This window comes from Staphylococcus sp. AC872 (assembly GCF_979255425.1).
This window is the reverse complement of record NZ_CEEDKW010000002.1, coordinates 353,098-367,191: the sequence shown is the minus strand read 5'-3', so window position 1 is coordinate 367,191 and position 14,094 is coordinate 353,098. Positions and strand designations below refer to the sequence as shown.

The 14,094-nt window shown below is 32.6% G+C and carries 13 protein-coding genes; 12 read left to right on the top strand and 1 reads right to left on the bottom strand.

What is annotated here, in order from left to right; translation table 11 throughout:
* The coding region (locus tag ACZ267_RS04600; protein WP_242244555.1) for a beta-class phenol-soluble modulin at positions 1–107 on the top strand (107 nt) is incomplete at its 5' end.
* A 115-nt stretch (positions 108–222) separates the two neighbouring features.
* The gene (locus ACZ267_RS04595; protein ID WP_002466011.1) at positions 223–909 is read left to right on the top strand and encodes a YjjG family noncanonical pyrimidine nucleotidase; all 687 of its coding nucleotides are present in this window, start codon (positions 223–225) and stop codon (positions 907–909) included.
* Positions 910–1,023: 114 nt separating this feature from the next.
* On the opposite strand, the gene ACZ267_RS04590 is transcribed toward ACZ267_RS04595, so the two are convergent.
* Positions 1,024–1,464 (bottom strand): N-acetyltransferase, encoded by a 441-nt coding sequence (locus ACZ267_RS04590; RefSeq protein WP_015365103.1) that lies wholly within the window; start codon positions 1,462–1,464, stop codon positions 1,024–1,026.
* 216 nt (positions 1,465–1,680) lie between these two features.
* Here ACZ267_RS04590 and bshC point away from each other — a divergent pair, with 216 nt between their 5' ends.
* The 10 genes from bshC (at position 1,681) to ftsZ (ending at position 14,080) form a co-directional block, all read left to right on the top strand.
* Positions 1,681–3,294: a bacillithiol biosynthesis cysteine-adding enzyme BshC gene (gene bshC, locus ACZ267_RS04585; RefSeq protein WP_002465501.1), complete on the top strand. Its 1,614-nt coding sequence runs from the start codon at positions 1,681–1,683 to the stop codon at positions 3,292–3,294.
* A gap of 143 nt (positions 3,295–3,437) precedes the next feature.
* Positions 3,438–3,869, top strand: a complete 432-nt coding sequence (gene mraZ / locus ACZ267_RS04580; protein ID WP_002450633.1) for a division/cell wall cluster transcriptional repressor MraZ — start codon at positions 3,438–3,440, stop codon at positions 3,867–3,869.
* 15 nt (positions 3,870–3,884) lie between these two features.
* Positions 3,885–4,820, top strand: coding sequence for a 16S rRNA (cytosine(1402)-N(4))-methyltransferase RsmH (rsmH, locus tag ACZ267_RS04575; RefSeq protein ID WP_002450632.1), 936 nt, complete (start codon positions 3,885–3,887; stop codon positions 4,818–4,820).
* A gap of 13 nt (positions 4,821–4,833) precedes the next feature.
* Entirely contained in the window at positions 4,834–5,235 is a 402-nt protein-coding gene (gene ftsL, locus ACZ267_RS04570; protein WP_002450631.1) for a cell division protein FtsL, read from the top strand.
* On the top strand, positions 5,216–7,456 hold the full coding sequence (locus ACZ267_RS04565) for a penicillin-binding protein (protein WP_015365102.1): 2,241 nt from the start codon (positions 5,216–5,218) through the stop codon (positions 7,454–7,456). The genes ftsL and ACZ267_RS04565 overlap by 20 nt, the downstream gene beginning before the upstream one ends.
* A 184-nt stretch (positions 7,457–7,640) precedes the next feature.
* Positions 7,641–8,606, top strand: coding sequence for a phospho-N-acetylmuramoyl-pentapeptide-transferase (mraY, locus tag ACZ267_RS04560; RefSeq protein ID WP_079449107.1), 966 nt, complete (start codon positions 7,641–7,643; stop codon positions 8,604–8,606).
* Between the two features lies 1 nt (position 8,607).
* On the top strand, positions 8,608–9,957 hold the full coding sequence (gene murD / locus ACZ267_RS04555; protein WP_079449106.1) for a UDP-N-acetylmuramoyl-L-alanine--D-glutamate ligase: 1,350 nt from the start codon (positions 8,608–8,610) through the stop codon (positions 9,955–9,957).
* Between the two features lie 16 nt (positions 9,958–9,973).
* The gene (locus tag ACZ267_RS04550; RefSeq protein ID WP_002465495.1) at positions 9,974–11,371 is read left to right on the top strand and encodes a cell division protein FtsQ/DivIB; all 1,398 of its coding nucleotides are present in this window, start codon (positions 9,974–9,976) and stop codon (positions 11,369–11,371) included.
* A gap of 103 nt (positions 11,372–11,474) precedes the next feature.
* Positions 11,475–12,872, top strand: a complete 1,398-nt coding sequence (gene ftsA, locus ACZ267_RS04545) for a cell division protein FtsA (protein WP_002465486.1) — start codon at positions 11,475–11,477, stop codon at positions 12,870–12,872.
* A 32-nt stretch (positions 12,873–12,904) separates the two neighbouring features.
* Positions 12,905–14,080, top strand: a complete 1,176-nt coding sequence (gene ftsZ, locus ACZ267_RS04540) for a cell division protein FtsZ (protein ID WP_002465489.1) — start codon at positions 12,905–12,907, stop codon at positions 14,078–14,080.
* The last annotated feature ends 14 nt before the right edge of the window (positions 14,081–14,094 follow it).

Genomic DNA, 14,094 nt, shown 5'->3' with positions numbered 1-14,094 from the left:
ACACAGTACAAGCGGCACAAGGACATGACGGCGCAAAATTAGGAACAAGCATTGTAAGCATCGTAGAAAACGGTGTAGGTGTATTAAGTAAATTATTCGGATTCTAATTAATTTAACTATCATTGACCAGGGCAAGCGCTCTGGTCTTTTTTTGTTTAATAAGCAATGTTATGAAAAGTTTGTTATTGTAAATAGAGAATATATGGAACAAGGGAGATTTCAATGACATACCAAACAATATTATTAGACTTTGACGATACGATAGTTGATTTTTATGATGCAGAAGAAAAAGCATTTTACAATATGGCTAAACATTTTAATCACTATCCAACAAAAGATGATTTTTATCATTTTAGAGAGGTGAACCAATCACACTGGGAGGCATTTCAAAAAAATAAGTTAACTAAAGAAGAAGTATTAACACAAAGATTTGTAAATTATTTTAAAGATTATCAAATAGAGGTAAACGGTAAACTTGCTGATCATATATTTAGAGATGAATTAGCTAAAGCAACACCAAAATTCTTTGATGATACTTTAGAAACGATAGAAGATTTAAGGAAAAATCATAATATATACATCGTAACGAATGGTGTGACAGAAACGCAACAACGTCGTATAGCCCAAACAACATTTAACGAAACATTAAATGGTATATATATTTCAGAACAAACAGGTTATCAAAAACCAATGCCAGAATTCTTTGATTACATATTTAAAGAAATTGGTGAACAACATAGAGAAAGCGCAATAATAGTAGGTGATTCATTAACATCTGATATTTTAGGTGGCTATAATGCACAAATAGCAACGTGTTGGTTTAACTTAAGAGGTAAAGAAAATCAAACATCGATTCAACCTGATTATGAAATTAAATCACTTAAAGAGTTAATTGATATTGTTGAATAGATATAAGTAAATAGCTGGAAATAAGTTTGATTAAAAAGACACGAAGTTGATTCAATATAAAATCATCTTCGTGTCTTAAGTTTAATATAAATAGTCTAATGTATATTTATTTCTTTATGGTTGCCATATTAAAACATCGTGGCCTTCAGGATTCTTAGCATTAACATCTGTGAAGCCTTGATTTTCAAAATATGATTTTGAGTTATTTCTTGCAATGGCTTTAATAGGAAGATTAAATGATTTCGCAAAATCGATTAATTGTTTAGAATAACCTCTGTTTTGATATTTTTCTAATACTTCTAATTTCCATAATAATAAATAATCATCACAATCTGGGAAGTAAGATTCTTCTACTTCTCCTTTATTCAATAAAGCCATTCGTGCAGCTAATTTGTCACCAACAAATATGCCATAAAATGGCGAGTCAGAACTTGCGTCAATCATTTGTCCATTAAATTCTTCAACCATATAAAGATCTTTATTACCAAATTCTCTGAAGTCTTCAAATAACTCATCAGTTTTGTAGTTAATTTCTAATCTTTTTACGTCACTCATCATCTTGTCCCCCTTTATATCTTTCTTATATTATACCTTAAACTATATGTTCTTTTCATTGATTTATACTTTATACCAAAAATGAAATATTAAATATCATACATTGCTATTTAATGAAAATTAAGTTATTCAAACATTTTATAAGCCGTAAAATTGTCAGAAGTGAGTATAGTCTTTATACTATATTAGGAATAGTGATACTTAAGGAGAAAAACAATGGACTGTAAAATAGTAAAATTAAACAATGATGATCAGTTTATTTCCAAAATAATAAATAGTGATGATAAGCTCATGCAATTTTACCAATTTGATGCGATGTCAAAAGAGAGTTACAAAATAAAAATGAATGCATCTCCAAATGGTAGAGAAAAGAAGCTTGCTAAAGTGATTCAATCTTATATGAAAGATTTAACAATGACAGATCAACAAGAAGCACATATTACATCATTAGCTAATGGTGCTAAAGTTGTCATTGGGGGACAACAAGCTGGTTTATTTGGTGGGCCTTTATATACAATCCATAAAATATTTTCACTCATCACTTTGAGTCAACAATTGACGAAAGAATATCAACAAACGGTAGTGCCAGTTTTCTGGATTGCAGGAGAAGATCATGATTTTGATGAAGTGAATCACACTTATGCATTTAACTCACAAGAAGCACAATTGCATAAAATTAAATACCACACAATGACACCACCGGAAAGTAATGTTTCACGTTTTAATCCAGATCAATCGCAAATGATTGAAGTATTAAACGATTATTTTAGACAGTTAAGAGAAACGGAACATAGCAAAGACATATATCAAATGTGCATCAATATCATTAAAAAATATTCTAATTGGACAGATATGTTTAAAGTGCTATTACATGAAATATTTAAGGATTATGGCGTCCTATTCATTGATGCACAAAATCACGCATTAAGACAATTAGAAAAACCGCTTTTAAAAGAAATGATATTAAAACATCAAGACATTGATGATGCATTTAGAAATAATCAACATCAAACTTTAGAAAATGGTTTTTCACAAATGATACAAACCGATACCAATGTTCATTTGTTTTTACATGAAGATGGTATGCGCCAATTATTAACGTATCAAGATGGTGTATTTCAGTTAAGTAAGTCGACACGAACATATAATCAACAACAATTGTTGGATATTTTAGAGCATGAGCCTGAAAGATTTTCAAATAATGTAGTTACTCGACCAATAATGGAAGAGTGGTTATTTAATACAGTGGCGTTTATTGGTGGCCCTAGTGAAATTAAATATTGGGCAGAACTACATGATGTATTCCAACTCTTAAATATAGAGATGCCGATTGTATTGCCTAGACTACGAATCACGTATTTATATCATCGAACGCAGAAACTATTGAATCAATATCATCTTCAATTGGAGCATGTCATTGCAAATGGAATTGAAGAAGATAAACAGAAATTTATACGCGAGCAAGCCTCTGAGAACTTCTTAAATGAAATAGAACAGATGAAACATCAACAGGAAAAGTTATATCAATCCTTATTTAATGAAGTGAAAGGGAACGCGAATAATGAAAATTTAGTAACTAAAAATAATGAGATTCATCAAAGACAATATGATTATTTGAAAAAACGTTACCTATTAAATATTGAACGTGAGAATGATATTAGCATGAGACAATTTAGAGAAATTAACAACCATCTCCATGCAATGGGAGGATTACAAGAAAGAATATGGAATCCACTTCAAATTATGAATGATTTTGGGAAAGATGTGTTCAACCCCTCCACCTATCCACCACTTTCTTACACTTTTGATCATATTATAATAAAAGACTGATATAACAGGGATTAAGCCCGCTTTATCTAAATGATAAGGCGGGTATTTTTTTATAAAATCAAATATTTTGAACTATTTTTACATAATTAGTGGAGGATAGTGGGGAGATGTGGTAAATTATAGATAAGGTGAGGTGAGAAAAAATGTTCATGGGAGAATACGATCATCAATTAGATACAAAAGGACGTATGATTATACCGTCCAAGTTTCGTTATGACTTAAATGAACGTTTTATTATCACCCGAGGCCTTGATAAATGTTTATTCGGCTATACTTTAGAAGAATGGCAACAGATTGAAGAGAAGATGAAAACCTTACCTATGACAAAAAAAGACGCTCGTAAATTTATGCGTATGTTCTTCTCTGGTGCTGTTGAAGTAGAGTTAGATAAACAAGGGCGTATTAATATTCCACAGAATTTGAGGAAGTACGCCAACTTAAATAAGGAATGTACAGTAATAGGCGTTTCAAATCGTATAGAGATTTGGGACAGAGAAACTTGGAATGATTTCTACGAAGAATCAGAAGATAGTTTCGAAGATATTGCTGAAGATTTAATAGATTTTGATTTTTAAATTGGAGGTATGACAGTGTTTCATCATATAAGCGTAATGTTAAACGAAACCATTGATTATCTAAATATAAAGGAAGATGGTGTGTATGTTGACTGTACGTTAGGTGGAGCAGGACATGCCCTATATTTACTAAATCAATTAAGTGATGAAGGTAGACTTATTGCAATTGATCAAGATTTAACCGCAATAGAAAATGCTAAAGATGTTCTAAAAGAACACTTACATAAAGTCACTTTTATACACAGTAATTTTAGAGAATTAACACAAATATTAAATGAATTAAACATTGAAAAAGTTGATGGTATTTACTATGACTTGGGTGTTTCAAGCCCTCAATTAGATGTACCAGAAAGAGGTTTTAGTTATCATCACGATGCGAAATTAGATATGCGTATGGATCAGACACAATCATTGTCCGCGTATGAAGTGGTAAATGAATGGCCATATGAAGCATTGGTGAAAATTTTCTACCGTTATGGTGAAGAAAAGTTTTCTAAACAAATCGCAAGAAGAATTGAAGCGAATAGAGAAAAGCAACCTATAGAAACAACATTAGAATTAGTAGAAGTTATCAAAGAAGGTATTCCTGCTAAAGCACGAAGAAAAGGCGGGCACCCTGCTAAAAGAGTGTTCCAAGCAATTCGAATTGCAGTTAATGACGAATTGTCTGCATTTGAAGATTCGATTGAACAAGCAATTGAATTAGTGAAAGTTAACGGACGCATATCTGTGATTACATTCCATTCATTAGAGGATAGATTGTGTAAGCAGATGTTTCAAGAGTATGAAAAAGGACCTGATGTGCCTAGAGGGTTACCAGTGATTCCAGAAGCATATACTCCGAAATTAAAACGCGTTAATCGAAAACCTATTACAGCAACAGATGAAGATTTAGACGACAATAACCGAGCACGAAGTGCGAAACTACGTATTGCAGAAATATTAAAATAAGGAGTAATTCAACATGGCTGTAGAAAAAGTTTATCAACCATATGATAATGCAACACAAACCAGTGTTCCAAAAAGACAACCGCAAACCTCTCCACAAAAGCAAACCGTTAAACGTAAAGTTGTCGTTCAACTTACGAAATTTGAGAAGATTTTATACATAACACTAGTCTCTGTTATTGCTATGATTAGTATTTATATGCTATCTTTAAAAATGGATGCGTATGATACGCGAGGAAAAATTGCAGATTTAGATCATAAAATCGAACAACAATCTAGCGAAAACAGCGCCTTAAAATCTGAAATTAAGAAAAATTCTTCATACGAACGCATTTACGACAAGGCTAAGAAGCAAGGGATGAGCCTCGAGAACGATAATGTAAAGGTAGTGCGTAATAATGGCGAAACGAAAAATTAAAATTAAAAAAAATAAAATAGGGGCAGTCCTACTAGTTGGTTTATTCGGACTGCTCTTTTTTATATTGGTTTTAAGGTTTTCATACATAATGATCACTGGACACTCGAATGGTCAAGATTTAATTATGAAAGCCAACCAAAAGTATTTAGTAAATAACTCAGAGCAACCAGAACGCGGTAAAATCTATGATAGAAATGGTAAAGTCTTAGCCGAAGATGTTGAGAGGTATAAAGTTGTAGCAGTTGTCGACAAAAAGGCAAGTGAAAACAGTAAGAAACCACGACATGTTGTAGATAAAAAGAAAACAGCCAAAGAATTATCAAAAATTATTGATATGAAGCCAGATGAAATTGAAAAAAGATTAAATCAGAAAAAGGCCTTCCAAGTTGAATTTGGGCAAAAAGGTACTAATTTAACATATCAAGATAAAGAAAAATTAGAAAAGAAAAATTTACCAGGTATTACCTTATATCCTGAGACAGAAAGATTTTATCCTAATGGTAACTTTGCATCTCATTTAATAGGTATGGCTCAAAAGAACCCAGACACTGGAGAATTAAATGGAGCTATGGGTGTTGAAAAAATATTCAATAGTTACTTAAACGGTACTAAAGGATCACTCAAATACATTCATGATATTTGGGGATACATTGCTCCGAATACCAAATCTGAGAAACAACCTAAACGTGGTGATGATGTTCATTTAACCATTGATTCAAATATTCAAGTATTTGTAGAAGAAGCGTTAGACGGTATGGTAGAACATTACAATCCTAAAGATGTCTTTGCGGTTGTTATGGATGCCAAAACTGGTGAAATTTTAGCATTTAGTCAAAGACCTACATTCAACCCAGAAACTGGTAAAGATTTTGGTAAAAAATGGGCGAATGACTTATACCAAAACACATATGAACCTGGTTCGACATTCAAATCATACGGATTAGCGGCAGCAATCCAAGAAGGTAAGTTCAAACCAAATGAAAAATATGAATCTGGACATAGAGATATTATGGGATCACGTATCTCCGACTGGAATAAAACAGGTTGGGGTAAAATTTCTGAAACGCTAGGATTCACATATTCTTCTAATACATTAATGATGCACCTACAAGATGAAGTGGGTACAGATAAAATGAAATCTTGGTATGAACGTTTTGGATTCGGTAAATCTACTAATGGTATGTTTGATGGAGAAGCTACCGGACACATTGCTTGGGAAAATGCATTACAACAAAAAACATCTGCATTTGGTCAATCAACGACAGTGACACCAGTGCAAATGATTCAAGCGCAATCAGCATTTTTCAATAATGGAAACATGTTGAAACCATGGTTTGTAAGTAGTATCGATAATCCTATTTCGAAAAAGAACTTCTATAAAGGTGAAAAATCTTATGCCGGTAAGCCAATTACTAAAGATACTGCTAGCAAAGTTGAAACAGAATTAGATAAGGTAGTTAATAGTGAAGATAGTCATGCTAAAAACTATCGTGTAGATGGTTATGATATCGAAGGTAAAACTGGTACAGCTCAAGTAGCAGATTCAGAAGGCGGCGGTTATGTTAAAGGTGAAAATCCATACTTTGTAAGCTTTATCGGTGATGCACCTAAGAAAAATCCTAAGGTTATTGTTTATGCAGGTATGAGCTTAGCACAAAAAAATGACCAGGAAGCTTATGAAATGGGTGTAAGTAAAGCCTTTAAACCAATAATGGAAAACACTCTGAAATATTTAAACGTTGGTAAATCTAAAGACAATGCTTCGAAAAATGACTTTAGCAAAGTACCTAATGTAGAAGGACAATCGATTGACAAAGCTAAAGATAGTATTAACGCTAAGTCACTTAAACCAGTTGTCATTGGTAATGGTAAAAAAGTTAAATCACAATCAGTAGACGCAGATACTAAAGCATTACCAAATAGTAAAGTATTGTTAGTAACTGATGGAGATTTAACTATGCCAGATATGAAAGGTTGGACTAAAGAAGATATTTTAGCATTCCAAGAGTTAACTAACATCAAAGTTAAAACAACTGGAAGCGGATTTGTTTCAAAACAATCAGTAACACAAGGCCAAAACCTTAAAAAATCGGACAACATTGAAGTGACACTTTCAGCTGAGTCGACTGACGGTACAACAGATGAAAGTAGTAAACAAACACTAGAAAAATCTAGTGATAAGAAAGATAAATCTAAGAAGAAAGATTCAAGCTCTAATTAAGACAACATAGATATTAAACATGAGAGGAAGAGATTGGGATTAAATTTATCCCGCTCTCTTTCTTAATATGTTGTGATTTAACATATAAAAATTGAACCAAAACTGATAAAATATTAAAGGTTATAGATTAAAAATACATATATTGATGTATGTAAATTGACGGATAAAAGAAAAGGAGATCATTATGATTTTTGTATATGCGATGTTATCGCTTCTAATAACTTTTGTACTTGTACCCATACTTATTCCAACATTAAAAAGAATGAAATTTGGACAAAGCATTCGTGAAGAAGGACCACAAAGCCATATGAAGAAAACGGGCACACCGACAATGGGTGGCTTAACATTCTTAATTAGTATTATTATTACTTCAGTAGTTGCCATTATTTTTGTGGATCACTCAAATCCCATCATTTTATTATTATTTGTGACACTTGGATTTGGTTTGATTGGTTTTATCGATGATTACATTATTGTAGTTAAAAAGAACAATCAAGGTTTAACAAGTAAACAGAAATTTCTAGCTCAAATTCTAATTGCAGTTATATTTTTTGTATTAAGTAACGTGTTTAACTTAGTTAACTTCTCAACAACATTACATATTCCGTTTACTGACTCTGGTATTCCTCTTTCATTTGCTTATGTTATCTTTATCATCTTTTGGCAAGTTGGATTTTCAAACGCAGTAAATTTAACAGATGGACTTGATGGTTTAGCAACAGGCCTATCAATTATTGGCTTTGCGATGTACGCGATTATGAGTTTTGTATTAGATGCACCTGCTATTGGTATCTTCTGCATTATCATGGTATTTGCTTTATTAGGATTTTTACCATATAACTTAAATCCAGCTAAAGTATTCATGGGTGATACTGGTAGCTTAGCACTTGGTGGTATTTTTGCTACAATTTCAATCATGTTAAATCAAGAATTATCACTTGTATTTATTGGTTTCGTATTTGTAGTAGAAACATTATCAGTTATGTTACAAGTTGCATCATATAAATTAACTAAAAAACGTATTTTCAAAATGAGTCCTATTCATCACCATTTCGAATTATGTGGATGGAATGAATGGAAAGTTGTAACTGTATTTTGGTCAGTCGGTTTAATTACAGGTCTAATTGGCTTATGGATTGGAGTGCACTAAGATGCTAAATTACACAGGATTAGAAAATAAAGATGTATTAGTTGTAGGCTTAGCAAAAAGTGGTTACGAAGCAGCAAAATTATTGAGTAAATTGGGTGCGAAGGTAACAGTTAATGATGGTAAAGACTTATCTCAAGATGCACATGCTAAAGATCTTGAAGCGATGGGTATAAAAGTCGTAAGTGGTTCACATCCTACTTCATTACTAGATAATGATCCAATTGTTATTAAAAACCCAGGTATTCCTTATACTGTATCAATCATTGATGAAGCGGTTAAAAGAGGATTGAAAGTATTAACTGAAGTAGAATTAAGTTATCTTATTTCAGAAGCACCGATTATTGCAGTTACAGGAACAAACGGTAAAACAACTGTAACTTCACTAATAGGGGATATGTTTAAAAACAGTAGACTTACAGGTAGATTGTCAGGGAATATTGGTTATGTCGCTTCGAAAGTAGCACAAGAAGTAAGTTCTAAAGAGTATTTAATTACTGAATTATCTTCATTCCAATTACTCGGTATAGAACAATATAAACCTCATATCGCGATTATCACTAACATTTACTCAGCACATCTAGATTATCATGAATCTCTTGAAAATTATCAAAATGCTAAAAAACAAATATACAAAAATCAAACTGAAGATGATTATTTAATTTGTAATTATCATCAACGACATCTAATCGAATCAGAAAATCTAAAAGCTAAAACATTATATTTCTCAACACAACAAGTTGTTGATGGCATTTATATTAAAGATGGATTCATAGAAAATAAAGGCGTACGTATTATAAGTGTAGAAGATTTAGTTTTACCAGGGGAACACAATTTAGAAAATATTTTAGCTGCAGTGTTAGCAGCTATTCTTGCTGGCGTACCAATCAAAGCGATTGCAGATAGTTTAACTACATTCTCAGGTATAGAACATAGATTACAATATATCGGTACTAATAGAACAAATAAATACTACAATGACTCTAAAGCTACCAATACCTTAGCTACTCAATTCGCACTTAATTCATTTAATCAACCAATTATTTGGTTGTGTGGCGGATTGGACAGAGGTAATGAATTTGATGAGTTAATACCATATATGAAAAATGTCAGAGTGATGGTCGTATTTGGTGAAACACAAGAAAAATTTGCCAAGTTAGGTAATAGTCAAGGTAAATATGTCATTAAGGCTACAGATGTGCAAGATGCTGTAGATAAAATTCAAGATGTCATTGAACCTAACGATGTTGTATTATTATCTCCTGCATGTGCAAGTTGGGATCAATACAACACATTCGAAGAACGTGGTGAGAAATTCATAGAAAGTTTCCGTGCACACTTGCCATCATACTAAAAGGGCGTGAAATCATATGGACGGTAAAACAAATAAAAATAACCATAATAAGCAAACGAATCATGACGATAATCAAAACGATGATTTAAGTATGTTCCGTAGAAGTAACGACTTTAGAACAAGAAAAAGGAAGAAGTTTAAAGATAAAGTTGACGATGAGCAATCATTTTCATCGAGTCATGATCACTTTGACAAAGAGAACACTAATAGGGACAACCATATAATGGATTTTAACGATGATGAGGAGAGTCAGGTTCGTCAAAATGAACCGGATGACCAAAATCGTACGTATTCAGAATCTATGCAAACTTCTCAAGATTGGGACTCATATTCAGATGATTATCATGAAAATGAAAGTGACTTAGAGAAGAATGAAACGTCGGATGATTTAGGCCAAACATCACATAAGGCAAATGAAACTACTAAAAATAGAAATAAAAAATCTAAAGAGAATTGGTTTCAAAAGTTAACAGGAAAGACAAAGTCAACAGATAAGAAAGATGAATCTGGTTATAAACAACAAGATTATGATAGTAAGGTTACACAATTTAATTCACCTACATTAGAAGAAAAAAGAGCACAACGGCGACAACGACAAAAGAGAATTCAATACACAGTCATAACAGTATTGGTTTTACTAATCGTAGTATTTTTACTTTATATGTTTACACCATTAAGTAAAATATCTAACGTGAAAATTGAAGGGAATCATAATGTGAGTAAAAGTCAGATTAATAAAGCATTAGATATTAAGCCAAGTTCACGTATGTATACATTTAGTAAAAGTAAAGCAAAGAGCAGTTTAAAGGAAAAAGAATTAATTAAAGATGTTAAAATAACAAAAGTAATACCTAATACATTAGATGTAAAAGTAACTGAATATCAGGTCGTTGGCTTGGAAAAATCAAAAGACAACTATGTACCTGTGTTAGAAGATGGTAAAGAATTAAAAGATTATGACGGCGAAATTGCACATGACGTTCCTATTATCGATGGTTTCAAAGAAGATAAAAAAGAAAAGATGATACAAGCGTTATCTGAAATGTCACCTAAAGCTAGAAATTTAATTGCGGAAATAAGTTATGCACCAGATAAGAATAAACAAAATAGAATTAAAATATTCACAAAAGATAACATCCAGGTGATTGGTGACATTACGACGATTGCAGACAAAATGAAGTATTATCCTCAAATGTCAGAATCATTATCTCGAAGTGATTCTGGTGACTTGAAAACCGATGGATACATTGATCTTTCAGTTGGTGCATCGTTCATTCCATATAAAAATAGTACAGGTGCACAATCAGAATCTGAACAAAGTGTATCGCAAACATCACAGAAAGAAACGGATGCAAAAGAAGAACTTCAGAGTGTGTTAAATAAAATTAATAAAGATTCAAAAGAAAATAATTAAAAAATTTTGATATTAGTATGTGTTTATAGTTCACAAGCTTATCAACGTATTGTAAACTAAACATAGTGTATTTTAATAGTAACTTGTCAGGAGGTGCCTATCTATGGAGGAACATTACTATGTAAGCATAGATATTGGTTCATCAAGTGTTAAAACAATAGTAGGCGAAAAATTTCACAATGGAATAAATGTGATAGGTACAGGACAAACCTATACAAGCGGTATAAAAAATGGATTAATTGATGACTTTGATATTGCTAGACAAGCTGTCAAGGATACAATTAAAAAAGCTTCTATCGCTTCAGGTGTAGACATCAAAGAAGTATTTTTAAAATTACCTATCATTGGAACAGAAGTGTATGATGAATCAAATGAAATAGAATTTTATGAAGATACTGAAATTAACGGAACACATATTGAATCTGTACTAGAAGGTATTAGAGATAAAAATGATGTTCCTGAAACAGAAGTGATTAACGTTTTCCCAATACGATTCGTTGTAGATAAGGAAAATGAAGTATCAGATCCAAAAGAATTAATCGCAAGACATTCACTTAAAGTGGATGCAGGCGTTATTGCTATTCAAAAATCAATCTTAATTAATATGATTAAATGTGTTGAATCATGTGGTGTAGATGTATTAGATGTATATTCTGATGCATATAATTACGGATCAATTTTATCAGCAACTGAGAAAGAACTTGGTGCATGTGTGATTGATATCGGTGAAGATTTAACACAAATTGCCTTCTATGAACGTGGCGAATTAGTAGATGCAGATTCAATTGAAATGGCTGGTCGTGATATTACTGATGATGTAGCACAAGGTTTAAATACATCATATGACACAGCTGAAAAGATAAAACATCAATATGGACATGCATTTTATGATTCAGCTTCAAGTCAAGATGTATTCACAGTTGATCAAATTGATAGTGAAGAACATGTTCAATATACTCAAAAAGATTTAAGCGACTTTATTGAAGCAAGAGTTGAAGATATATTCTTCGAAGTTTTTGATGTTTTACAAGAATTAGGTTTAACAAAAGTTAATGGTGGTTTTGTTGTAACAGGTGGATCAGCTAATTTATTAGGTGTAAGAGAATTATTACAAGATATGGTTAGTGAAAAAGTGAGAATTCACACTCCGTCACAAATGGGAATCAGAAAACCAGAATTTTCATCTGCGATTTCTACTATTTCTAGTAGTATCACTTTTGATGAGTTATTAGATTATGTTACAATTAATTATCATGATAATGAGGAATTTGAAGAGGAAGTTATCGAATCTGATGAAAGAGATACTGACTCTAAATCAAGCGGTTTCGATTGGTTCAAACGCAAATCGAACAAAATAGATGTTTATGAGGATGAGCCTGAACCACCTCATGAAGAATATGACGACCGCGAAACTCATCTAGAAGAAGATCATCATAATGCTCAAGGTAAAGACAAAGAAGAAGGTAAATTTAAAAAACTCATGAAATCTTTATTTGAATGATTATTGGCCATTAAAACTAGGAGGAAATTTAAATGTTAGAATTTGAACAAGGATTTAATCATTTAGCGACTTTAAAAGTCATCGGTGTAGGTGGCGGCGGTAACAACGCTGTAAACCGTATGATTGACCACGGAATGAATAATGTAGAATTTATCGCTATTAATACGGATGGACAAGCTTTAAACTTATCTAAAGCCGAATCAAAAATCCAAATTGGTGAAAAATTAACTCGTGGATTAGGTGCTGGTGCTAACCCAGAAATCGGTAAAAAAGCTGCTGAAGAATCACGCGAACAAATTGAAGATGCAATCCAAGGTGCAGATATGGTATTCGTAACTGCAGGTATGGGTGGCGGTACTGGTACTGGTGCTGCTCCTGTAGTAGCTAAAATTGCTAAAGAAATGGGAGCGTTAACAGTTGGTGTTGTTACTCGTCCATTTGGTTTCGAAGGACGTAAACGTCAAACACAAGCTGCTGCCGGCGTTGAATCAATGAAAGCTGCTGTAGATACATTAATCGTTATTCCTAACGACCGTTTATTAGATATCGTAGACAAATCAACACCTATGATGGAAGCATTCAAAGAAGCTGACAACGTATTACGTCAAGGTGTACAAGGTATCTCTGATTTAATCGCAGTATCTGGAGAAGTTAACTTAGACTTTGCTGACGTTAAGACAATCATGTCTAACCAAGGTTCAGCATTAATGGGTATTGGTGTTTCTTCTGGAGAAAATAGAGCAGTAGAAGCAGCTAAAAAAGCAATTTCTTCACCATTACTTGAAACATCAATTGTTGGTGCTCAAGGTGTGCTTATGAATATTACTGGTGGCGAATCACTTTCATTATTCGAAGCACAAGAAGCTGCGGATATCGTTCAAGATGCTGCAGATGAAGATGTAAATATGATCTTCGGTACAGTAATCAATCCAGAATTACAAGATGAAATTGTAGTAACAGTAATTGCTACTGGATTTGAAGATAAACCATCATCTCAAGGTCGCAAAGCTTCTAGCACTGGATTTGGTTCAAGCGTAAATAGCGCTTCATCGACTTCTTCAGTTGGTAAAGAAGAATCAATCAGCAGTTCTGCATCAAGTTCATCTTCTGATAGTGTGACTGAAAGAAGTCATACGACTAAAGACGATGATATTCCAAGCTTCATCAGAAATAGAGAAGAAAGACGTTCTAGAAGAACAAGACGTTAATCTTATCTTAACCA